Raw genomic sequence first — 22,096 nt, 5'->3', positions numbered from 1 at the left:
AGCTATGGGATTATCTTGCATGACTCAAAGATTCCCCGGACAGCAGTGAACTGCCATAAAAAAGGCCGGCGCCCACGAAGGGACGCCGGCACACTGGAGGACCGGGGGGAGAGAGACGGTCCTTAGAACTGGTAGGTGACCCGCATGGTCAGCTCGTCCGCGTAGTCGGCGGTCGACAGGGCGTTGTAACTCGGCTTCTTGCTGCCCAGCTCGCCGTCCACGAGGTTGTAGAACGCCTCGACCGCCCAGGGGCCGCCCGGTTTCCAGCGCATCGCCGGCTGGACGAGCATGCCGCCCTCGACGTCGTACAGCACCGCGAGGTCCGCCCGCCAGATCAGGTTCGGGAACGGCTGCTGCACCGCGAAGGCGATGTAGTTGGCGCTGCTCGGTGTGCTGGTCTGCCTGGCGGTCTCGTCCACGCTACCGCCCATGCCGCTCAGATGCCGCCCGAAGATGTCGCTCTCGGACTTGTGCATCCACTGCAGCACCATGTAGGTGGCCGGGAAGGTGTAGCTGAACTTCTGGTATTTCTCCAGCACCAGCGCGGCGGTCCACTCGTCGTCGACAATGTGCTCCCGGCTCAGGTTGGGGTTGGTGAAGGTGCGGTCGTCGGCGTACTGCACCTCGATGTTGGCGATCAGCTGGTCGAGCAGCGAGCCCGGGGCGCCGCGGAAGACGTGGCTGATGCCCGCGCCGAAGACGTTCTCGCGGTGGTACTCCCGCGCGATGTGGCCGCGCAGGGGGCCGGCGGTCTGGTAGAAGTAATCCAGCAGCAGGCGGGCTTCCGCATCGCTGGCTACTGGCTGGGAACCGAAAGCCGCGCCCACGATCGGGAACTCCTCGACGGATGTGTTCAGGGCACTGATGGCGTCCAGGCGCGACAGGCCGGCGTAGGTGAACCACTCGTCGGCCGAATGCACGCCGGTAGGATCGACCTCGAACGCCGTCTGGGCCATGACCGGGCCGGTACCGGGCAGACCCGGGATGGCCTTGTTCACGCCGGACTGGGTCCAGCGGAACGTGCCCTCGGGGCCGTAGCGGCGGGCGGCCATGAACTGCAGCGTGACAGGGCCGGCCGGGCCCTTCATCCGGATGCCGTAGTTGGCCTCCTTGTCCACCTCGCCGTACTGGTCGTGCACGGTGAACTGCGAGCCGATGGTGTTGTACGGCGTGTTCGGGTTGGCATAGATGGTCGGGCGGAAGTGCTGCACGAAGGCGTCCATCTCCCAGCCGCCGACCATGTAGGAGGCCCGGATCGCGGGAGAGGGTACGCGCTTGTCCGAGAACTCCTCGGGCACATAGTCCAGCAGGCTGTGCCGCCGCAGGTCGAGGCCGTTGGGCACGTCCATGACGCGGAAGAAGATCGACTGGCCCCAGGCGATCTGCTGGTTGCCTATTCGCAGGTTCAAGGGACCGCGCTGGTAGTCGAAGAAGAACTTGGGCAGGTCCATCATGTAGTCCTGGCCCGCGATCTCCAGCGCCATCGGCGTCTCGCGCCCGTGGACGCCGTCGCCGTTCTCCACGCGGTACTCGAACAGGTTCGGCCGCTGGTTCAGCTTGCCGGCGGGGTTGACGCCGGGAGCCTCGTTGCCGTCGATGTTGTCATAGCGGTCGACATCGTAGATGCCGCGGACCTCGGCGATGAAACGCAGGTTCGAGGTCAGCCTAGCGTCGAAGTTGAATTCGCCGCGCATGATGGTGTAGTTGAACTCGTTATCCGCGGTCGGGAAGGGTCGAGACACCTCATCAGTGATTGCGGGAGCCGCGCCGGGCGCATTGTTTTGGCCGGTACGCGACACGGTCCGGCTGTTGAAGGGGTTGCCGAGCTGGTTGAACGGGTTCTCGTCGGAGGTGGTCTTGATCGAGACCTCCGGACGGAGGAAGCCGCTGGTGCTGATGTTGATGTCCTCCCACCAGTCGGCATGCGCTGCCATGGGGATGCCGGCCGCGAATATGGCCAGAAGTCCAAACTTTCCTTTCATCGAATTATCTCCTCGTTGATCGCACCGGCCGGACCGCCCGCCTCGGGCGGGCGGTCCGGCCGTGTTGTCGTCTCCCTGTCATGCGTTGACCGGTATCCGGTCTCTGTCTTTATCGACCGTTCAGGACAGTTGCTGAACGGTCGGTCGGGCTACGAGCCCAGCCGCTGGATGGCCTGTTGGGTCATGTATTGGTTATAGACCTCGTCGGGATCGGCCTCGAAGCTGGTCTTGTAGCCGCCTTCGACCTCCTTGCCCACGTAGTAGCGGGTGGAACGGTCCGCCTGGATGTCGAAGATCTGCACGCTGGTCCAGGACCACGCCGGGTCCTTGCCGTGTAGGAAGGTCTCGTGCTGGTTGCTGAACTGGGCGAACTGCGGCTCGAAGGACTTCCACATGTCGCCCTTGCGGTCGAAGGTGACCGACGCCACGAAGAGCTGGTTGCGCACGTCGACCCAGATGCGGCGCTTGCTGTAGGGCGAGCGGGCGTAGCCGACGGGCTCGCATTCCATCACGATGCACTCGGGGATCATCTCCATCCAGACATCGTGGAACGTCTGGTTCTTGGGCCCGCCGTGGACCGGCCGTTCCCAGTTGGGCTGGCCGCCCATGAAGTTGTCCGGGCCGATCGCGCCGAGCATGGGCTTGCGCTCCACGATCTTGTAGTTGCCCCAGGTGAGCATGGGGTCGCCCGCGGCCCAGGCGTCGGACAGGTACACCTGCATGCCCGGCACCAGCGGCTCGAAGCGTTGGTTGGTCGGGTACTGACGCACGCGCCGGAAGGCCGGCAGGTAGCCGATCAGATCCGGGAACTGGCGCTGGTCGTAGCTCCAGGTGTTCAGGAACGCCGTGCCGGAGGTGTCGTCCGGGCGGGTGAAGAAGGTGGTGTTGTAACGCAGGATATCGTCGCGGCCCCGGAAGTAGGTGCCGTCCACCCGCGAGGAGACCTGCTGCTCGGCCCAGTAGAAGTCGTACTGGTAGGCGATCTCGCCGTCCGGACCGATGTCGTGGTCGCGGATCGCGCTCAGCGACCAGTCGTGGCGGCCCCAACTCAGGGTCAGGTTGGCGATGGCCTCCTTGGCGTTCTTCGGGTCCGGGAACGGGCTGCCGCCGATCCAGGCCTTGCCGTCCTGGGTGCGGACGTTGCCGACCTCGTCGAACACGGCCTTGCCCTGGTTGCGCAGGGTCGCGTCCAGGTAGTCGTAGGGGAAGAACTTGCTGACGTCCTGGGTCGGCTCGCTGATGTGGATGCGCCGGCCCAGGCGCTTGACCTGGTCGTACGCGATCGGATCGAGCAGGTCCTTGACGTGCTCGACGTTATCCGCGGTGACGGTGTCGCCGGGGCTGATCGCCCCCTTGGTGTACTGCTCGATCGAGCGCAGCTCGTCCGGATACGCCTTGCCGGCGGCTTCGGTGCCGGCCTGCGATATCAGCGGCCAGAGGGGGGCGAGGACGCCGGCGCCTGCTGCGCCCTTAAGCGTTTTCTCCAGCAGGGCACGACGCCCGTAGTCGGGGTCGTATTTCTTCAGGAACATACCTATCTCCTTGAGCGCTTCGCGCTATCGCACGGTGAGTCACCCCCCAGCGCGCCCGATGCCGTCTGACGCGGCCCGGGCATTGTTTTCTGTTCGAATCTCGGGTGATCGTTGTCGGGCGAGGGTGAGCCGGCGGACGCTCAAGGCGGCCGTCGCACACGCCAGCGACAGCGGCCCGCGCTTCCGGCGCGGGCCGAGGCCGCCCAATGCGGCGCATGCGGTTGTGTTCGGACCCCCTGCTCACGACGTGACACCTCCGATGTAGCCGTGAGGGACGCCGTCAGGCGCCCTGAAACGTCGTCGGGGCCGGGCGCCGCGCCTTATGTGTACCAGTGTGGCGCCAACTACCCGGCATCCCGCCTCGGTTCGCCAAATTGACAGGCAACTTTGTCCTACAATTTGACCGACAACTTAGTTATACATCCTGTGACGGTTTTTGCAACCCCCCTTACGAACGCTATCGGTACTGGACGACATGGCCCGGTACCCCTGCTGACCGGCGCCCGCTCGGCAAGGCTTCGCGTGGCGGGCCGGGAGGCCCTATATTGGGATCATGAGGATCGTCGTTCACGGTGGCGCGGGCCGTATCCGCGAGGCCCGTCACGCGGCCTGCCGGGCCGGTTGCGAGCGGGCCGCGCGTGCCGGCTGGCGCGTTCTGACGGCGGGCGGCAGTGCCCTGGACGCCGCCGAGGCGGCGGTGCGGCTGCTCGAGGACGATCCCGAGTTCAATGCCGGCACCGGCGCGGTGCTGCGGGCCGACGGCCGGGTCCAGCTCGATGCCGCGATCATGGACGGCGGCGACCTGCGTTTCGGCGGCGTCGCGGCGGTCGAGGGCATCCGCAATCCGGTGTCCCTGGCACGGCGGGTGCTGGAGGACGGCCGCCACGCCCTGCTCGCGGGGCCCGACGCGACGAGCTTCGCCGAGGCCGCGGGTATCCCGCGCTGCGACCCGGCGGCGCTGGTCGTGGATCGCGAGCGTACACGCTGGAACGATCGCTACGGCACCGTCGGCTGCGTCGCGCTCGACCGCGACGGCCGTCTCGCCGCGGCCACCTCCACGGGCGGGCAGTTCGGGGCGCTCGCGGGCCGCGTCGGCGATTCGTCCCTACCGGGCTGCGGCACCTATGCCGACGCCCATGCCGGCGTGTCCTGCACCGGGCCGGGCGAGGCGATCATGCGCACCGTGCTGGCGCGCGACGTGGCCGCGCGCATCGCCGGCGGGGACATGGCCGGCGGTGCGGCACGGGCGGCGTTGACCCTGTTGCGGGAGCGAACCGGCCAGGATGCCGGCCTGATCGCGATCGGCCGCGACGGCGGTATCGCCTCGGCCTTCACCACGCCGCACATGCCCATGGCGCGGATCGGCGCGGACGGGCACCTCGTGGTCGGCCTCGACTGATCCTGGCTGCGTGCGGCCGTCCGCCGACGGACGGCGTCGCTCAGGGGTGCAGGGCGAAGGGATAGATCAGACGCGTGCCGCGGGTCTCGGCCCAGGGCGTGAGGATGTGCGGGCGCGGGCTGTCGGCATCGACGATATGCGCCACCGCAATGCCCCGTACCGTCAGCGCGTCCGCCAGAAGCGAGCGGTGGCAGTTCGCCGGATTGGCCTCGGCGCACATCACGGCGACGGTCCGCTCGCGGGCCGCGGCGATCAGTGCCTCGACGGATCGCCCGAAGGCCGGCGTGTCCATGTGGTCGGCATAGCCCCGGAACCCCTCGCTTGTCAGCCCCTCGTTTTCGGAGTCGGGCCGCGGCTTGCGCCAGCCGCCCAGAGGCTTGAAGTGACGGTAGCCGATGCCGGCGTCCTCCAGCGAGGCGGCCAGGTTGTCGCGATTGAACTGCGGATGCCGACGGGACCGGGGCACCGTGCGGACGTCCGCCACCAGGCCGATGCCGTGACGTCGCAGCAGCGCGACGAAATCCGCCCCGTCGCGGTTGGAATGGCCGACGGTGAGTACGCGCGTGTCGGCGGTCATGCGTCCAGCGGGCGCATCCAGTAGATCAGGGGTTTGGCCGTGGCGTGGTCGGAACCGACGTCACGCCAGGCATAGCGCGCCTCGATACCGGGCCGCGGGCTGTAGCCCCGGGACCGCCAGAAGCCGTCCAACGGGCGATACTCGGGCGGCCGCAGCGGGTGATCCTCCGGTCGCTGTACCGCGCAGAAACAGGCGTAATCGAAGCCCAGCGAACGGGCCCGGGATTCGCGTTCGTCGAAGAAGCGGTGGCCCAGTCCCCGCCCGCGGTAGGCGGGCAGCAACAGGGATTCCCCGAAGTAGTACACGCGATCGGGATCGTAGCCGGCGCGTGCCACCGGCTCCCGGAAGGCCGGTTCCTCGTCCGTCAGGGGCAGGGCCGTGGTCGCGCCCACCACACCGTCGCCGTCGAGGACCAGGAAGGCCAGGGAACGGGGCGATTCGACATAAGTGCGCAGGTAGTCGCGCTCGTAGTCGAGATCGCCGTCGTACAGGTACGGGAAGTCGCGGAACACGCGGATCCGGAGCGCGGCCAGCGCATCCACTCGCGGTCGGATATCCCCGCCGAGCCGTGTCTCGAATGTCAATTCGCCCATGGCAATGGCATTGTTGCCGTTTGCCGTGGCGGGCGCAATCCGTTGCGCCGGCGTTTTGAGTCGGCGTCAGATGCGGCCGTAGAGCGTCACGACGCAGGCGCTGCCGGAGCCGATGTTGTGCTGCAGGGCCAGCCGCGCGCCGGGCACCTGGCGGCTGCCGCTCTGGCCGCGGAGCTGCTCGACCAGCTCGGTGCACTGGGCCAGGCCGGTGGCGCCCAGCGGATGACCCTTGGCCAGCAGGCCGCCCGACGGGTTCACCACGACGTCGCCGCCGTAGGTGTTGCGGTCCTCCTGGATGAAGCGTTCCGCGGTGCCTTCCGGGGTCAGGCCGAGGGCCTCGTAGGTGATCAGCTCGTTGGCGGTGAAGCAGTCGTGCAATTCGCAGACGTCGACATCCTCCGGGCCGATGCCGGCGGTCTCGTAGACGCGCGCGGCCGCCTCGCGGGACAGGTCGTAGCCCACCGCCTTCATCATCGAGCGTTCCTCGAACGTCGACGGGAAGTCGGTGGTCATCGCCTGGCCCAGGATTGTCACGGCGGGCCGGATGCCGGCGCGGCGCGCGAAGTCGGGACTGACCAGGATCGCGGCGCCGGCGCCGCAGGTGGGCGGGCAGCATTGCAGGCGGGTCAGCGGGCCGAAGATCGGTGGCGCGGCCAGCACCTCCTCGACCGTGATCGGGTCGCGGAAGATCGCCTTGTCGTTGTCGCGGGCGTGCCGCCGCGACTTGACGCTGATCCTGGCGAAGGTCTCCGGACGGGTGCCGTGGCGCTCGGCGTACTCGGCGCCGGCGCTGCCGAACAGATGCGGCGCCATGTAGGCGTCGGGGGCCGGATACAGTTCCTGCGCCAGCCGCCGGAACTCGCCCAGCGGGTCGGGCCGGTCGTCGTAGACGGTGGCCAGGGCGCCGGGCGCCATCTGCTCGAAGCCCAGCGCCAGGGCGCAGTCGACGGCGCCGGAGGCCACGGCCTGGCGGGCCAGGAACAGGGCGCTGGAGCCGCTGGAGCAGTTGTTGTTGACGTTGACCACCGGAATGCCGGTCATGCCCACGTGGTAGAGGGCGCGCTGGCCGCTGGTGCTGTCGCCGTAGACGTAGCCGGCGTAGGCCTGTTCGACGCGGTCGTAGTACAGGCCGGCGTCGGCCAGGGCCTGCCGCAGCGCGGCCGCGGCCATCACATCGTAGGTGTCGCTGGTGCCGGGCTTCACGAACGGCGTCATGCCGACGCCGGCGACGAGGACTTCTCGGGACATGGCTATCTCCGGGATCGCGGGTGGCGGAAGCCTAGCCCGCCGTGGCGCCGGACGACCCCCCCCGTTGGTGTGGGGCGGTGGCACCCGCGGCCTGCAAGGCTCGGCGCAAACGACAAGGATCGGAGGAGACCGTGAGCGATACCGCGCGTACCTGGCATTTCAACCGGCGCCCCGACGGCGACATCGCGTCCGACACGCTGGCGCTGCGCGCCGCGCCCCTGCCGACGCCGGGCGAGGGTCAGTGCGTGGTGCGGACCATCTACCTGTCGCTGGACGCCACCAACCGCGTCTGGCTGAGCGACTGGGACATCTACATGGACCCCATCCGGCTCGGCGATCCCATGCGCGGCTTCCTGCTCGGCGAGGTGACGGCATCCCGGCACCCGGCGTACGAGCCCGGCCAACTGGTGTGCTGCCTGGGGCCGTGGTCGGACCGTTTCGTGATCGACGGCGAGGCCCTGCAGCCGTTTCCGGACGCCTCCGGCCTGCCGCTGGCGGATGCCTTCGCCATCCTGATGATCGCCGGGCCCACCGCCTATGTCGGCATGTTCGACATCGGCCGGATCGAGGCCGGCGACACCGTCGTGGTGACGGCCGCCGCCGGCGCGGTCGGCTCGCTCGCGGGACAGATCGCCAAGCTCAAGGGCTGCCGCGTGATCGGTGTCGCCGGTTCCGATGAGAAGTGCCGCTGGCTGACCGACGATTTCGGCTTCGACGCCGCCATCAACTACCGCACGGAGGACTTGGTGCCGGCCCTGCGCGAGAAGGCGCCGGACGGCATCGACGTGCATTTCGAGAACGTCGGTGGCGAGGTCCTGGATGCCGGCCTGACCTGCATGAACGACTACGGCCGGGTGGTTATCTGCGGCCTGATCTCCACCTACAACAGCCGCGATCCGGTGCCCGGCCCCTACATGTTCCGCAACGTCATCATGCGGCGGCTGACGATCCGGGGCTTCGTGATCCTGGACTATGCCGACCGCTATCCCGAATTCCACGCCGCGTTATTGGAGTGGATGCGGGCCGGTTCCCTGCGCTACCGGCTGGACATGGTCGAGGGCCTGGAGGCCGCGGCCGACGCCCTGCGGCTGCTGTACACCGGCGGCAATCGGGGTAAGCTGATGGTCCGCATCGGCGCCGAGCCCGCACAATAGATAGAAAGGGCCGGCCGGGGTCCGCCGCCGGCGGGCCGGGTGCGAGAGAATCGGAGAGACCTCTGCATAACGTCGCGAGCGAAGGCAGGTTGGTCGCCGCCGGCGCGCAGGAAGCGCAGCGTATGTGCGAATACGTGAGCCCTCTTTCGGAAAGAGGGAGCACCGCCGGCGGCCAAGATGCCGAGCGTAGTAGTTATGCACAGATCTCCTGGAGGAGGTGACCGTGGCCATGCCGTACACGGAACGATTCGGTGCGCGGCATCCCCGTGCCGCCGACGCGCCGCTTTCCGGCGCGGGCGCCGCCGTGCCCGGCGCCGAGACAGCCGTGCCGCGCCGCGCCGCGCTCGAGCATCTCCTGGACCACGCCGAGGCGCGCCTGCTGGTGGTGCGCGGTCCCGCCGGCTTCGGCAAGACCAGCCTGCTGCGGCAGTTCGCCGCCCGCGCCGGCGAGCGCGGCGACCGGGTGGCCTGGCTGCGCCTGGACTCGCACTCCTCCGATCCCGCCCAGTTCCTGCGTCTGCTGCACGCGGCGGTGGCCGCCAGCCAGGGCGGCGACGCCGGTGGCGGCTCCGAGTCCGAGGAGGCGCCGTCGGTGCCGGACGTGGCCGCCGCGGCCGGCGCCTACGACGGCCGCGTGCTGATCATCATCGACAATTACGAGTCGGCGGCGGGGCCGGGCCTGGACGCGGTCGTGACCCAACTGCTGCGGACCCTGCCCGACAACGTCCAGGTCTGTCTCGGCACCCGCGCGCTGACCCTGCACGGCGTCGCGCGCATGCGGCTGCAGGGCGAGATCGCGATCGTGGACGAGGCCGACCTGCGGTTCCGGCCCGAGGAGACCGCCGAGTTCTTCCGCGAGTTCGCCAACCTGCCGGCCGAGGAGGTGGCGCGCATCCACCGCCAGACCGACGGTTGGCCCGCGGCGCTGCAGTGCTTCCGGCTGTGCCTGCGCGGCGGCCGCGACCGGCGCGGGCTGGCCTACGCCGGCGGCGGGGTCAATCCCGAGCTGATCGAGTACCTGGCCACGGACGTCTTCGACCTGCTGGACGCCGACCTGCAGATGCTGCTGCTGGACATCTGCCTGCCGGAAAAGCTGAACGGCGCGCTGGTGGCGCATCTCACCGGCCGCGACGACGGCGCCGAGCGGCTCGCCGAGGTGGAGCGGGCCGGCCTGTTCCTGGCGCCCATCGACATGCGCGGCGAGTGGTATCGCTTCCACACCCTGTTCCGCGAGTTCCTGCTGGCGCGCCTGCGGCGCAGCGTCTCCGAGGACGAGTTGCGCGACCGGCACCGCCGCATCGCCGAGTGGTACGCCGCGCACGGCCACAACGAAGAGGCCGTCCAGCACATGCTGGAGGCCGGCGAGCACGAGCGCGCGGCGGCCCTGCTGGCGCCCGTGATCGACCGGCTGGTCGCCCAGGAGCGCCTGGGCCTGATCGCGCGCTACGCCGATCGGCTGCCGGAGGCGGTGCTGTTGCGTCACGAGGGTCTCGCCGACGCCGCCGTCATCGCCTATTCGTTCCTGCGCGCCTTCGACAAGGCCAACGCCCTGCTGGAGGCCCGCCGCCGCGACTTGGACGCGGCCGGTGCCGATGACCGCGCGCGCGGTCTCCACAACTATACGCAGCTGTTCCTGCTGGTGGCCGAGGACCGCGTGCGGGAACTGGGCGAGGTCGGCGAGGAGATGGAGCAGCAGCTCGACGACGCCGACGGCTTCAAGTTCGCGGTGTCGCTGAACGCGCGCGCCCTCTGGTACGTCGCCCGCGGCGATTTCGAGGAGGCGCGTACCGTGCTGCAACGCGCCGCGCCGCTGCACGACCAGGACCAGAGCCTGTTCGGCCGCGCCTACCAGGAGGCCGTCGCCGGCATGGCGCTGGCGTCGCAGGGCCGCACGCGCGACGCCATCCGCGGCTTGTCCCGCGCCCTGCAGCATACCGAGGCCAACGCGGCCGGCGGCGTCACCGCCGGCTCGGCGATGGCGGCCTACCTGGCCGCCAACCTGTACGAGATCAACGCCGTGGGCGAGGCCGAGTCGCTGATCGACGACTACGCCCAGGTGGCCGAACAGCAGGCTATCGTGGACCCGCTGGCGGTGATGTCACTGACGCGCTCGCGCATCCACTTCCTGGGCGAGCGCTTCGCCGAGGCCGAGGACGAGATCGAGCGCACCCTCTACCTGGGCTACCGGCACGACCTGCGGCGCATCGTCTTCTACATGCGCGCGGAGTTGGTGCGGCAGGCGACCCTGCGCGGCGACCTGGAGCTGGCGGAACGGCGCCTGCACGACCTGCCCGCCGCCGGGGAGCTGGATCGCGGCGGCGAACTGCTGTTCTTCGCCGGCGAGACCGAGGCGCACACCGTGACCCAGGCGCGCTTCCTGATCGCCAGCGGCCGGCAGGGCCAGGCACGCTCGCTGCTGCAGGACCAGATACGCCGCGCCGCGCGCCAGCGCCGCCGCCGCCGCGAGGCGAAGCTGCGCCTGATGCTGGCGCTGTCGATGCAGGCCCAGAGTTCGGGCCGCAATGCCCGGCGCGCGCTGGGCGCGGCCCTGGAGTTGGGGATGCCGGACGAGTTCGTGCGCAGCGTCCTGGACGAGGGGCCGGCCGCCGTGCGCCTGCTCAAGGAAACGCGCGAATCGCTGCCGGACCTGCCCGAGCTGGTGGCCAACGACGCCTTCACCGGCTACCTCGACCTGCTGCTGGCGGAGGCCGGCGAGACGCCGGGCGAGGAGGCGGTCGAGGAAGCGCCGCCGCCCGAGGCCGCCGAGTTGCTGGAGCACCTGACCGAGCGCGAGCTGGAGATCCTGCGTCAGGTCGCGCGCGGCCTGTCCAACAAGGACCTGGCGGACCGCCTGTCGCTGTCCACCAACACGGTCAAGTGGCACCTCAAGAACATCTTCGAGAAGCTGCACATCAACAACCGCATCCAGGCGGTCACCGTGGCCCGCCATTACGGCCTGCTGAATTGATCCCGCCCGTCCCCGTCCGGCGACGGACGGAGGGGAAAATGAAAAATATGCCGGCGGCAATTCTTTAGGGTGGGGACGCCCGCCGCGAGACCCGTAGCCTCTAACCCATAAACGGAGCCGGTCCGCCCGGGATCGGCGTTGCGAGTTGGAGGTGACGATGGGACTCCTGGTCAGCATCGACAACGGTGGCACGCTCACCGATGTCTGCGCCGTCAAGGACGGCGAACTGTTCTTCGGCAAGACGCTCACGACCCCGCACGATCTGTCGCGTTGCTTCATGGACGCGCTGTCGGTGTTGTCGGAGCGTCTCTACGGCGAGCCGGACCTGCCGCGTCTGGCCACCGAGGTCGAGCACATCCGCTATTCCACCACCCAGGGCACCAACGCCCTGGTCCAGCGCAAGGGGCCGCGCCTGGGGGTGATCTGCGCCACCGAGGACGAGATCGAGGCCCTGCGGGGCGAGCCGGAGCAGGCGGAGCTGTTCGACGCCCTCGTCGGCGAGCGCCGCGCCACGATCGATCTGAGCGAGGGCGACGACGAGACCGTGCGCCGGCGGATCGCCGAGACCGTCAACAACCTGACCGCGAACGGCGCCAACCGCATCGTGGTCAGCTTCGACGGCCCCGACGCGGCCGAGCGCGAGGCACGCTTCCGGCGCATCATCTACCGCGAGTTCCCGCGTCATCTGCTGGGCGCGGTCCCGCTGATCTTCGGCACCGAGATGAGCAAGAGCCCCGACCGGGTGCGCCGCACCTGGGCCGCGCTGCTCAACGCCTTCCTGCACCCGGCGATGGAGCATTTCCTCTACAACGCCGAGGACCAGCTGCGGGACCTGCGCGCGCGGCACCCGCTGCTGATCTTCCGCAACGACGGCGGTTCCACCCGCGTGGCGCGCACGGTCGCGCTCAACACCTACAGCTCGGGGCCGCGCGGCGGCGTCGAGGGTGCCCTGGCGCTGCTGGCGGCCTACGGCATCGACCACGCCATCAGCATGGACATCGGCGGCACCACCAGCGACATCGCCGCGTTCGGCGGCGGCGCGGTGCGCGAACAGGCGTTCGGCCTGGTCGAGGGCATCGAGGTGCCGTTCCGCCTGGCCGACATCCACAGCGTCGGCGCCGGCGGCAGCTCGATCATGAGCGTCGCCGACGGCGCGGTGAAGGTCGGCCCGGACAGCGCCGGCGCCGCGCCCGGCCCGGCCTGTTTCGCCCGCGGCGGCACCGAGCCCACCTACACCGACGTGCTGCTGCTCAGCGGTCTGCTGGACCCGGCCTCCTACTTCGGCGGCAAGCTCAAGCTGGACGCCGAGCGCGCCCGCAAGGCCGTGCAGGAGAAGGTCGCCGATCCGCTCGGCGTGTCCCTGGAGGAGGCACTGACCGCGGTCTCCGACGCCTACCACGACAAGATCGCGGAGGCGATGCGGGCCGACGTCGCCGACCACCCGGACACGGTGCTCATGGCCTTCGGCGGCGCCGGTCCCATGAGCGGCTGCCGGGTCGCCGAGCGCCTGGGACTGAAGCGGGTCCTGGTGCCGCGCATGAGCGCGGTGTTCAGCGCCTTCGGCATCGGCTTCTCGGATATCGCCGACACCTTCACCGAGGCCTTGGAGTCGCCGGACGCCGCGGCCCTCCAGGCGGCCGCCGCGGACCTCATGGTCCAGGCCCGCCGCGGCATGCGCGCCGAGGGCTTCAACCTGGACGACTGCCGGATCGCCGCGGCCCTGGTCTACGGCGAGGGCGACGGCCAGACCGAGCAGGCCGTGGATGTCGACAACCCCGACGTGGCCGCGCTGCCCGAGGGGCCGTGCCAGCTGGTGCTCACCGTCACCCGGCCGATCGCCCACTTCCACCTGGCGGACGTCGCCGCCGCCGACGCCGGCGCCGCGCGGCCGGGCGGCTCGCGCGCCGGCATCCACGGCGAGCTGCCGCTCTACCGGCTGCCCGACCTGGCGATCGGCGCCCATGCCGAGGGTCCCGCCATCGTCGAGGACGAACTGTTCACCTGCGAGGTCCCGCCGGGCTGGTCGTTCCGCATCACCGGCAACGGCGACATCGACCTCACGCGCGCCTGACCGCGCGCCGCACCGATCGGAGGTTCCCCCATGAAAGTACATATGACAGAGAGTCTGCGGATCGACCTCGACAGCGAGCGCTGGGAGTGCCGCAAGTGCGACCGCGACCTGGCCGATGCGCGCGACAACTACAAGCGCGGCCTGCTGGTGTACGACCGCGACCCGCGCGAGATCCACGCGCCCATCGTCGACCCCGAGCGCTACGACTTCACCTTCGCGCCCGATCCCGAGTGGGTGCGCATCCTGGAGTACTGCTGCCCCGGCTGCGGCACCCAGGTGGAGGTGGAATACCTGCCGCCCGGACATCCGCCGACCCACGACATGAAGATCGACATCGACGCCCTCAAGAAACAGTGGGCGTCCCGGGAAGAACTGGCCGAGCCGGTGCTCGCACCGCCGCAGGCGGCCAAGTAACCGATTCATCCCCTCTCCCCCGGCCGGGGGAGAGGGTCAGGGTGAGGGGGCGTCGCCGGGTTTCGCCCCTCACCCCGGCCCTCTCCCCCCGGGGAGAGGGAGCATTGAGAGGAATTGAGCCATGAAACGCGTATCCGTTGATATCGGCGGCACCTTCACCGACTGCTTCCTCGTCTGGGACGGCGAATACGTCGAGGCGAAGGCGCTGACCACCTACCAGAACCTCTCTCTGGGCTTCAACGAGGCCCTGGAGAACGCCTACGGCAAGCTCGGCCTGGACCTGGAGACGGTGATGACCGGCGTGGATTCCGTGCGCTACGCCACCACGCTCGGCACCAACGCCCTGATCGAGCGCAAGGGCCCGCGCATCGGCCTGATCACCACCGCCGGCTTCGAGAGCTCGGTGCCGCTGGCGCGCGGCCGGGGCTACGGCGAGGGTCTGTCCGAGCGCCTCAAGCGCGACCTGCCCATGGCCGAGCGGCCGGAGCCGCTGGTGCCGCCCAAGATGATCGTGGGCGTGCGCGAGCGCGTCGCCGAGACCGGCGAGGTGCTGCTCGGACTGGACGAGGAGGACGTGCGCGAGCAGGTCCACAAGCTGGTGGATCGGGGCGCCCAGGGCTTCGTGGTGTCGCTGACCAACGCCGTGGTCAATCCCGAGCACGAGCGGCGTATCGAGGAGATCATCTTCGAGGAATACCCGGCCTACATGCTAGGCGCCTTCCCGGTGATCCTGTCGCACCTGGTGGTCGGCCGGAAGGGCGAGTACGCCCGCAGCTCGTCGGCGATCATGGACGCCTTCCTGCACCAGGTCATGTATCACGGCCTCAGCGCGCTGGAAATGAACCTGCGCGACAACGGTTATTCGCGCCCCATGCAGTTGGTGCACAACTCCGGCGGCATGGCCCAGCTCAACTCCACCGACGCCCTGCAGACAATCCACTCCGGGCCGGTCGCGGGCATCCATGCCTCCGAGCACCTGGCCACCGAGTCGGAACTGGGCAAGGTGATCTGCACCGACATGGGCGGCACCTCGTTCGACATCGGCCTGGTGGTCGAGGGCGGCGTGAAGTTCTACGACTTCAACCCCGTGATCGAACGCTGGATGGTGAACCTGCCCATGGTGCACCTGGTCACCCTGGGCGCCGGCGGCGGCTCGGTGGCGCGCTACGACCGCATGAGCCGGACCATCGAGGTGGGCCCCGAAAGCGCCCGCTCCGATCCCGGCCCCGCCTGCTACAACCGCGGCGGCACCAAGCCCACGGTCACGGATGCCGACTTCGTGCTCGGCTACATCCGCGCCGACCGCTACGCCGGCGGCCACATCGAGCTGTCCGAGAAGCGTGCGCTGTCGGCCATGCAGCGCCAACTCTGCAAGCACATGGACATCTCCGAGGTGGAGGCCGCGCTGCTGATCAAGGACAAGGTCGACAACAACATGGCCAACGGCATCGCCCAGGAGCTGCGGACCCGGGGCTACGAGCCGCATCACTTCACCATGCTGTCCTACGGCGGCAACGGCGCGCTGCACGCCTGCGGCATCGCCGACGTGCTCAAGATCGAGCGGATCCTGGTGCCGCCGTTCAGTTCCATCTTTTCCGCGGTGGGCGCCGGCAACATGGCGCAGCTCCACATCCACGAGAACTCGGTCTACCTGACGCTGTTCGACACCCAGACCCGCCAGCTCTTCGACGACTACGACCGCTTCAACGGTATCGTCGAGAAGCTGGAACAGGCCGGCCGCAACGACCTGCTGCGCCAGGGTCTGCCGGAGGAGGCCATCGAGCACCGCCTGGAGCTGGACCTGCGCTACGGCAACCAGCTCGCGGAGACTGCGGTGGTCTGCCCCAGCAACCGCCTGACCGGGCCGGACGACGTGCTCGACCTGATCGAGCTGTTCTCCCACGACTACGGCAAGCGGTTCGGCGAGGGCAGTCAGTCGCCCGAGGCCGGCATCCGGGTCAACGCCGTGCGCGTGGCCTCGTACGTCAGTTCGGACACGGTCCGCTTCTCCGACATCCTGCCGGCGGCCGGCAACCTCAAGCCGGCGCCGGCATCGGAGACCAGCTACCCGTGCCATTTCCGCGGCCACGACGGTGCGCTGGACACGGCCTTCTACGACTACGAGGAACTCGGTTTTGGTGACGTGATCGCGGCGCCGGCGGTGGTCTCCTCGCGGTCCACTACCTACCTGGTCGAGCCTGGCTGGCGGCTCGAGATCGGCAAGCACGGGGCCGGCTGGCTACGCCGAGAGCCACGAAATGCCTAGAGCGCATTTACATGTCCCATCTCCCCCTCGGGGGAGCGCTCACTTACACCTATATCCCCTCTCCCCCTCAGGGGGAGAGGGCCGGGGTAAGGGGGCCAGTCCCGCTCCTTGCCCTAGCCTCTTCCCCGCGGGGGAGAGAATGAATTGCTGCCCTAATTCAGACAGGAGGGCGTCATGACGCAAGAAGTCGCCAGAGAACAGGATTCCTTCATCGACGATCGCGCCGAAGGCGCATCGACCCCGGCACAGACCGCCGCGTCCTCCGCGGGCGACGTCAACGAACGGTTGCAGCGCTTCCTCAAGGACACCAACCCGTTCTACGGCCCGGTGCCGGAGATCATGGACTACCACGGCCTGGCCGGGCGCACGCCGGTCGAGGACACGGCGCTGTCCGCGGAGACCGACCCGGCGCGGCTGTCGATCGTGCGCGACCGCATGCAGGCTGCGCTCGACGAGGCTTTCGACATGCTCGCCAATATCAGCGTCGCCCCCGGCGCCAAGTGGGGCGACATGGTCACGGCGCTGTACACGCCCAGCGGCGACCTGTCGCTGGCCAGCACCGGCGGCGTGGTGATCTTCTCCAACCTGGTCCAGTACTCGACCAAGTTCATCAACAAGTACTGGATCGACGAGCCCACCGTGGGCGTGCGCGAGGGCGACGCCTTCATGCACAACGACGCCCGCTACGGCACCCCGCACAACGCCGACCAGGCGATGCACATGCCGCTGTTCCACGACGGCAGGATCATCGCGTGGATCGGCAACATCATCCACGAGGGCGAGTGCGGCGCGAAGGAGCCGGGCGGCATCCCGGGCTCGGCCGAGACCATCTGGGACGAGGGCTTCAAGATGTCCCCGACCAAGGTGGCCGAGAACTACCACCTCAAGCGCGACCTGGTGACCTTCCTCCAGAACTCCTCGCGCGAGCCCAAGCTGCAGTACGGCGACATGAAGTCCAAGCTGTACGTCTGCCGCCGGGTCGAGGAGCGCCTCAAGCAGACCATCGAGGAATTCGGGGTCGAGGCGGTGGTCGCCACCCTGCGCGGCAACCTGGAGAACACCCTCACGGAGACCCGCAAGCGACTCCGGGAGTGGCCGGACGGCGAGATCCAGCACGTGCACTTCGCGGACCACACTCTGCGCGAAAGCGCGATGATGAAGATCAATCTGCGCCTGATTAAGCAGGGCGACAAGCTGACCTTCGACTACCGCGGCTCCAGCCCGGAGATCACCAACCGCTCCAACAACAGCCTGGCGATCACCGTGAAGGGCATGCTCAGCCAGCTGTTCCTCACCTACATCTGGCCGGACCTGCCGCGCAACCAGGCGGTGCTCGCGGCGATGGACTTCGTGTTCGACGAGGGCTCGGTGCTCAAGCCGAACATCGGCACTCCCAACGCCCAGAGCATGATGACCCTGTTCCACGCCTGGCAGGCGGGGGCGCAGTGCGTGAGCAAGTACGTGTTCAGCGTGCCGGAAAAGTACACCCGCTTCATGGCGCCCTGGTACACCATGATCAACACCTTCCAGTACGGCGGCGTGACCCAGCACGGCGAGATGGCCGGCAACATCTGCGCGGACATCAACGGCATGGGCGGCGGCGCCCGCGCCGACCGCGACGGCGAGCACTCGCCGGCGCCGTTCTTCGCCACCATGGCGGATATCGGCGAGCAGGAGTTGATCGAGGAGGAGCTGCCGTTCCTGCAGGTCATCTCCAAGAAGCTGATGCGCGACAACCAGAGCTTCGGCAAGTATCGTGGCGGCATGGGTTACCAGATGGCTGTTGCCGTGCGCAGCTCCGAGGCCTTCGGCTTCATGGCCACCGCGCAGGGCTCCAAGTTCCCCAACGCCATGGGCGTGTTCGGCGGCTACGCCAGCCCCGCCTATCCGCTGTGCCGGATCAGTGGGGTGGATGTCTTCGAGAGCTTCAAGACCGACCCCGGCGCGTTCCGCTACTCCATCGAGGAGCTGATGAACGAGCGGCCTTTCGAGGGTGCCCGCTACGAGACCGGGCCCCTGGCGCTCAAGTTCGAGCCGGCCGCCCGCGGCGAGCTCTACATGATGTCCCAGGGCACCGGCGGTTCCTACGGCGACGCGCTGGAGCGCGATCCGGCGCTGGTGATGGCCGACCTCGAGGAGGACCTGATCTCGCATGACGTCGCCTGGCGCATCTACCGGGTGGTCTACGACCGCGAGACCTTAGTGGTGGACGAGAAGGCCACCGCCGAGGCGCGCGATGCCGAGCGCCGCGCGCGCATCGAGCGCGGCACCCCGTTCGACGACTTCTGTGCCGAATGGGTGACGGACGCGCCCCCCGCCCATCTGCCGTACTACGGCTGCTGGGACGATCCCGAGGTGGTTTATGCCGGCTCGCCCGAGATCAAGGGCCGGGTCGGCGAGCTGCCGCCGGTGGTGATGCCGGATCCGCTCCAGGTGCGCGTCGACACCCTGGAGGCCGAGCTGGCCCGCGCGAGGAAGGCCTCGTGAGCGCCCGCGAGCTGCCGCCGCTCTGGGTAAGCGGTTTCGCGTACGGCCGCCGGGTCCTGCGCGGTGGCGACGATCCCTGGGAACAGCCGGCCTCGCTGCCCATGTTCCAGCGCGAGCTGGGCGACCTGCTGTCGCCCGGCGCGGAGGACCTGGACGCGGACGCGACGCTGGCCGGCGTGGCGCCGGCCGGCACCGTGGACGCCGACGACCTGGTCGATCTGCTGGAGGGCGACGGTTTCCAGTCGCGCGTGGCCGACGCCATTGGCGCGGTCGCGGGCAGCAACCCGTCCCGCCCCCTGGCGCTGACCCTGCCCGGCGCCGGCCGCTTGGCCCGGCGCTATCTGGGGGAGGACGCCCCCGACGAGGATCTGCTGGACGACCTGGCGATGGCGCTCACGCAGGTGCTGCGCGCGGTCTATCGTTCGGAGCTGGCCTTCTTGGTGCTGCGCGAGGACGACCCGGCCGCGCTGGCACTGCACGAGCCCCTGGTCAACGTCGCTGCGCACTACGACCTGTCTCTGTGCGCCGTCTGTCCGGACGCACCGGACACCGTCGAGGGTTTCGACCACGTCTACAACCACGACCGCATCGTGCCCGCCGGCTACTGGACGGGCGCGGCCGAGGCCCCGGCGGCGAGCCCCGCCTACGCCGAGCTGCCGGCGGACCTGAATCCGGAGAGTGCGTTGGAGAAGCTGGCGGCGCTGCGATAGCCCCGGCATGCTCGTCATCCCGGAAAACCCCGTAGGGGTTTATCCGGGAGCCAGTCCCGCCGGGCACTTGCCTACGGCGCGGGCCTTCCCGAATGCTTCCCTGGGCCCCGGATAAGACGCTTCGCGTCTTTCCGGGTCGACGAGTGGGGGTGTCTCCGGGCAGTGGCCCACATTCGGTTCGTCATCCCGGACACGCCGCGAAGCGGGGTGATCCGGGGCTGCATGATGTCCTCGGCCCATCGTCATCCCGGAATCGCCGAAGGCGATATCCGGGATCCAGGCCGGCCGGGTGCTGCCGATGGTGCGGGCTATCCTGAATGCTTCCCCGGGCCCCGGATAAGACGCTTCACGTCTTCCCGGGGCGACGAGTGGGGACGTCGTTCCGCGTTCCCGCGCAACGACGGGCGGTGCCTCAGGCCGCGTTCGCCTCGTAGTCCCGCTGCGTGCGCGCGTACTCCACGAAGTAGTCCAGCGCCGCCGGGTCGGCCATGGCGTCGCGGCTGGCGACCTTGTCGGCGGATTGTCCGAGCAGGATTTTGCGCACCGGCACTTCCATCTTCTTGCCGGTGAGCGTGGTCGGCACCTTGGGGGCCCGGTAGATGCGGTCCGGCACGTGCCGCGGCGAATAGGCCTCGCGGATGGCGGTACGGATGCGGTCCGCCAGGGCGTCGTCCAGCTCGCGGCCGTCGGCGGTGACCACGAACAGAGGCATGAAGGAATGGCCGCCCGGCAGGTCCAGGTTGACCACGATGCTGTCGGCCACCTCGTCCAGTGCCTCGACCACACTGTAGATCTCGGCGGTGCCGATGCGTATGCCGTGGCGGTTCAGGGTGGAGTCCGAGCGGCCCATGATGAAGCAGCCGCCGCGCTCGTTGACCTTCAGGTAGTCGCCGTGGCGCCACTTGCCCGGGTAGACGTCGAAATAGCTGTCCTTGTAGCGGGCGAAGTTCTCGTCGCCCCAGAAGTACAGCGGCATCGAGGGCATGGGTTGGCACACCACCAGCTCGCCCACCTCGTCGATCACCGGCTCGCCATCGTCGTTCAGGGCGTGCACGTCCACGCCCAGGCAGCGGGTCTGGATCTCGCCGGCGTACACCGGCAGCAGCGGCGAGCCGCCCACGAAGGCCGAGCCCACGTCCGTGCCGCCGCTCTGAGAGGTGAGCCAGATGTCGTCGTGGACGTTGTCCAGGCACCACACCATGTGCTCGGGCATCACCGGCGAGCCGGAGACCAGCATGCTCTGGATCCGGGACAGGTCGTAGCGCTCGCGCGGCACGATGCCCTGGCGCATCTGGAAATTCACGTAGGCCGGGCTGGCGCCGAACAGCGTCGTCCCGGTGTCCGCGGCCAGCTTCCAGAGCACGTCCGGCTCGGGGGCCAGCGGATTGCCATCGTACATCACGATGGCGGCGCCGGTGACCAGGCCGTTGACCAGGATGTTCCACATGATCCACCCGGTGGTGGTGTAGAAGAACATCGTGGAATCCGGCTTGAGGTCGGTGTGGAAGTGCATGAACTTCAGCGCTTCCAGTAGGATGCCGCCGTGGCCATGGACGAAGGGCTTGGGCGGGCCGGTGGTGCCGGAGGAGTAGACGATCCACAGCGGGTGGTCGAAGGCGGTGTCCTCGTACTCGAAGCCGCGCACCGGCTCGCGCTCGATCAGCTGCGACCAGGGCAGGGCGCCCGCGACCGGCGCCTCGGCCCCGGCGAGGCCGGGCAGGTGTACCACGTGCCGCACCGAGGGCAGCTCGGCGACCATCTTCCGGACCTGCTCGCGGCGGTCGAAGGCCTTGCCGCCGTAGGTGTAACCGTCGGTCGCGATCAGCACCTTGGGTTCGATCTGGCGGAAGCGGTCGACCACGCTGGGCGCGCCGAAGTCCGGCGAGCAGCTCGACCAGACCGCGCCGATGCTGGCGCAGGCGAGGAATGCGATGGCGGCCTCGGGCACGTTGGGCACGTAGGCGGCGACGCGGTCGCCGGGCTCGACGCCCAGTTCGCGCAGTGAGGTGGCGACCCGATGCACCGAGGAACGCAGCTCGTCCCAGGACAGGGTGCGCAGGGGCGCGGCCTCGCCGGCGGCGTGGATTGCGGTGCGGTCGCCGTCGCCGGCGGCCAGCAGGCGCCTGGCGTAATTGACGTGTGCGCCCTCGAACCACTTGGCGCCGGGCATCTCCGGCCCGGAGAGCACCCGTGTGTAGGGTGTGCTGCTCTCGACCCCGAAGTACTCCCAGACCGCCTGCCAGAAGCCGGGCACGTCCGCGACCGACCACTGGCGCAGCGCCTCGTAATCCTCGAAACGATGACCGCGTTCGGCGAGCCAGTCCATGAAACCGGCCAGGTTCGAGCCGTTGCGGAACGACTCGCTCCCGTACCAGAGACGATCTCCCATCTGCGCCATGGCGCCGCTCCAATCCGCAATATGACAGCGTTCCAGGCTAGGTGCCGGCGGCAACGCTAGCACCACCCCATAGTAGGGCGGGACGGCTTGATATATGCCCCCTCTCCCCCGACACGGGGGAGAGGGTTGGGGAGAGGGGGCTGGACCTGGATCGGCGCTCTGGAATCTCCCTCACCCCGGCCCTCTCCCCAGCGGGGAGAGGGGGAAGGGAAGCTCTACCCGGAGGGAAGAGAGGACAGGAGCCGTCGAGCCCTCAGAAATGCGCCAACGGGTCCGGTTCCAGCACCGCGTCCGCCC

14 protein-coding genes are annotated in these 22,096 nt (G+C 69.0%); 8 read left to right on the top strand and 6 right to left on the bottom strand.

From position 1 onward, the window contains the following. Positions 1 to 122 precede the first annotated feature (122 nt). Entirely contained in the window at positions 123 to 1,982 is a 1,860-nt protein-coding gene (locus PC39_RS16100; RefSeq protein WP_353254435.1) for a DUF1302 family protein, read from the bottom strand. A gap of 149 nt (positions 1,983 to 2,131) precedes the next feature. Continuing rightward, on the bottom strand, positions 2,132 to 3,514 hold the full coding sequence (locus tag PC39_RS16095) for a DUF1329 domain-containing protein (protein WP_353254434.1): 1,383 nt from the start codon (positions 3,512 to 3,514) through the stop codon (positions 2,132 to 2,134). Positions 3,515 to 4,067: 553 nt separating this feature from the next. On the opposite strand from PC39_RS16095, the gene PC39_RS16090 reads away from it, so the two are divergent. Then, entirely contained in the window at positions 4,068 to 4,913 is an 846-nt protein-coding gene (locus PC39_RS16090; protein WP_353254433.1) for an isoaspartyl peptidase/L-asparaginase family protein, read from the top strand. A gap of 40 nt (positions 4,914 to 4,953) precedes the next feature. Here PC39_RS16090 and PC39_RS16085 read toward each other — a convergent pair whose 3' ends face one another. The 3 genes from PC39_RS16085 to PC39_RS16075 all read right to left on the bottom strand — a co-directional run bounded on the left by PC39_RS16085 (position 4,954) and on the right by PC39_RS16075 (position 7,331). Beyond that, positions 4,954 to 5,490 (bottom strand): DUF488 domain-containing protein, encoded by a 537-nt coding sequence (locus PC39_RS16085; protein ID WP_353254432.1) that lies wholly within the window; start codon positions 5,488 to 5,490, stop codon positions 4,954 to 4,956. After that, positions 5,487 to 6,083: a GNAT family N-acetyltransferase gene (locus PC39_RS16080; protein ID WP_353254431.1), complete on the bottom strand. Its 597-nt coding sequence runs from the start codon at positions 6,081 to 6,083 to the stop codon at positions 5,487 to 5,489. The genes PC39_RS16085 and PC39_RS16080 overlap by 4 nt, the downstream gene beginning before the upstream one ends. A gap of 66 nt (positions 6,084 to 6,149) precedes the next feature. Continuing rightward, entirely contained in the window at positions 6,150 to 7,331 is a 1,182-nt protein-coding gene (locus PC39_RS16075) for a lipid-transfer protein (protein WP_353254430.1), read from the bottom strand. 131 nt (positions 7,332 to 7,462) lie between these two features. Here PC39_RS16075 and PC39_RS16070 point away from each other — a divergent pair, with 131 nt between their 5' ends. From PC39_RS16070 to PC39_RS16040, 7 genes are all read left to right on the top strand, one after another. Next, on the top strand, positions 7,463 to 8,485 hold the full coding sequence (locus PC39_RS16070; RefSeq protein WP_353254429.1) for an NADP-dependent oxidoreductase: 1,023 nt from the start codon (positions 7,463 to 7,465) through the stop codon (positions 8,483 to 8,485). A gap of 229 nt (positions 8,486 to 8,714) precedes the next feature. Beyond that, on the top strand, positions 8,715 to 11,453 hold the full coding sequence (locus tag PC39_RS16065; RefSeq protein WP_353254437.1) for a winged helix-turn-helix domain-containing protein: 2,739 nt from the start codon (positions 8,715 to 8,717) through the stop codon (positions 11,451 to 11,453). 157 nt (positions 11,454 to 11,610) lie between these two features. Beyond that, positions 11,611 to 13,524, top strand: a complete 1,914-nt coding sequence (locus tag PC39_RS16060) for a hydantoinase/oxoprolinase family protein (protein WP_353254436.1) — start codon at positions 11,611 to 11,613, stop codon at positions 13,522 to 13,524. Between the two features lie 30 nt (positions 13,525 to 13,554). After that, entirely contained in the window at positions 13,555 to 13,938 is a 384-nt protein-coding gene (locus PC39_RS16055) for an acetone carboxylase subunit gamma (protein ID WP_353254428.1), read from the top strand. 121 nt (positions 13,939 to 14,059) lie between these two features. Continuing rightward, on the top strand, positions 14,060 to 16,204 hold the full coding sequence (locus PC39_RS16050) for a hydantoinase/oxoprolinase family protein (protein ID WP_353254427.1): 2,145 nt from the start codon (positions 14,060 to 14,062) through the stop codon (positions 16,202 to 16,204). A 174-nt stretch (positions 16,205 to 16,378) separates the two neighbouring features. Continuing rightward, positions 16,379 to 18,691, top strand: a complete 2,313-nt coding sequence (locus tag PC39_RS16045) for a hydantoinase B/oxoprolinase family protein (RefSeq protein WP_353254426.1) — start codon at positions 16,379 to 16,381, stop codon at positions 18,689 to 18,691. Then, positions 18,688 to 19,401, top strand: coding sequence for a hypothetical protein (locus PC39_RS16040; RefSeq protein WP_353254425.1), 714 nt, complete (start codon positions 18,688 to 18,690; stop codon positions 19,399 to 19,401). The genes PC39_RS16045 and PC39_RS16040 overlap by 4 nt, the downstream gene beginning before the upstream one ends. Positions 19,402 to 19,813: 412 nt before the next feature. Here PC39_RS16040 and PC39_RS16035 read toward each other — a convergent pair whose 3' ends face one another. Next, a complete protein-coding gene (locus tag PC39_RS16035) occupies positions 19,814 to 21,799 on the bottom strand; it encodes an acetoacetate--CoA ligase (RefSeq protein ID WP_353254424.1) in 1,986 nt (661 codons plus the stop codon). Between the last annotated feature and the right edge of the window lie 297 nt (positions 21,800 to 22,096).

Origin of the sequence: Salinisphaera sp. PC39, assembly GCF_040361335.1 — a bacterium.
Taxonomy (GTDB): Bacteria; Pseudomonadota; Gammaproteobacteria; order Nevskiales; family Salinisphaeraceae; genus APNM01.
The sequence above is the reverse complement of the archived record's forward strand: the minus strand, read 5'-3'. Positions and strand labels throughout refer to the sequence as shown.

Coding starts and splice junctions, on each gene's coding strand:
- PC39_RS16100 (WP_353254435.1), bottom strand. CDS start 1,982: ATGAAAGGAAAGTTTGGACTTCTGGCCATATTCGCGGCCGGCATCCCC.
- PC39_RS16095 (WP_353254434.1), bottom strand. CDS start 3,514: ATGTTCCTGAAGAAATACGACCCCGACTACGGGCGTCGTGCCCTGCTG.
- PC39_RS16090 (WP_353254433.1), top strand. CDS start 4,068: ATGAGGATCGTCGTTCACGGTGGCGCGGGCCGTATCCGCGAGGCCCGT.
- PC39_RS16085 (WP_353254432.1), bottom strand. CDS start 5,490: ATGACCGCCGACACGCGCGTACTCACCGTCGGCCATTCCAACCGCGAC.
- PC39_RS16080 (WP_353254431.1), bottom strand. CDS start 6,083: ATGGGCGAATTGACATTCGAGACACGGCTCGGCGGGGATATCCGACCG.
- PC39_RS16075 (WP_353254430.1), bottom strand. CDS start 7,331: ATGTCCCGAGAAGTCCTCGTCGCCGGCGTCGGCATGACGCCGTTCGTG.
- PC39_RS16065 (WP_353254437.1), top strand. CDS start 8,715: ATGCCGTACACGGAACGATTCGGTGCGCGGCATCCCCGTGCCGCCGAC.
- PC39_RS16060 (WP_353254436.1), top strand. CDS start 11,611: ATGGGACTCCTGGTCAGCATCGACAACGGTGGCACGCTCACCGATGTC.
- PC39_RS16055 (WP_353254428.1), top strand. CDS start 13,555: ATGAAAGTACATATGACAGAGAGTCTGCGGATCGACCTCGACAGCGAG.
- PC39_RS16050 (WP_353254427.1), top strand. CDS start 14,060: ATGAAACGCGTATCCGTTGATATCGGCGGCACCTTCACCGACTGCTTC.
- PC39_RS16045 (WP_353254426.1), top strand. CDS start 16,379: ATGACGCAAGAAGTCGCCAGAGAACAGGATTCCTTCATCGACGATCGC.
- PC39_RS16035 (WP_353254424.1), bottom strand. CDS start 21,799: ATGGCGCAGATGGGAGATCGTCTCTGGTACGGGAGCGAGTCGTTCCGC.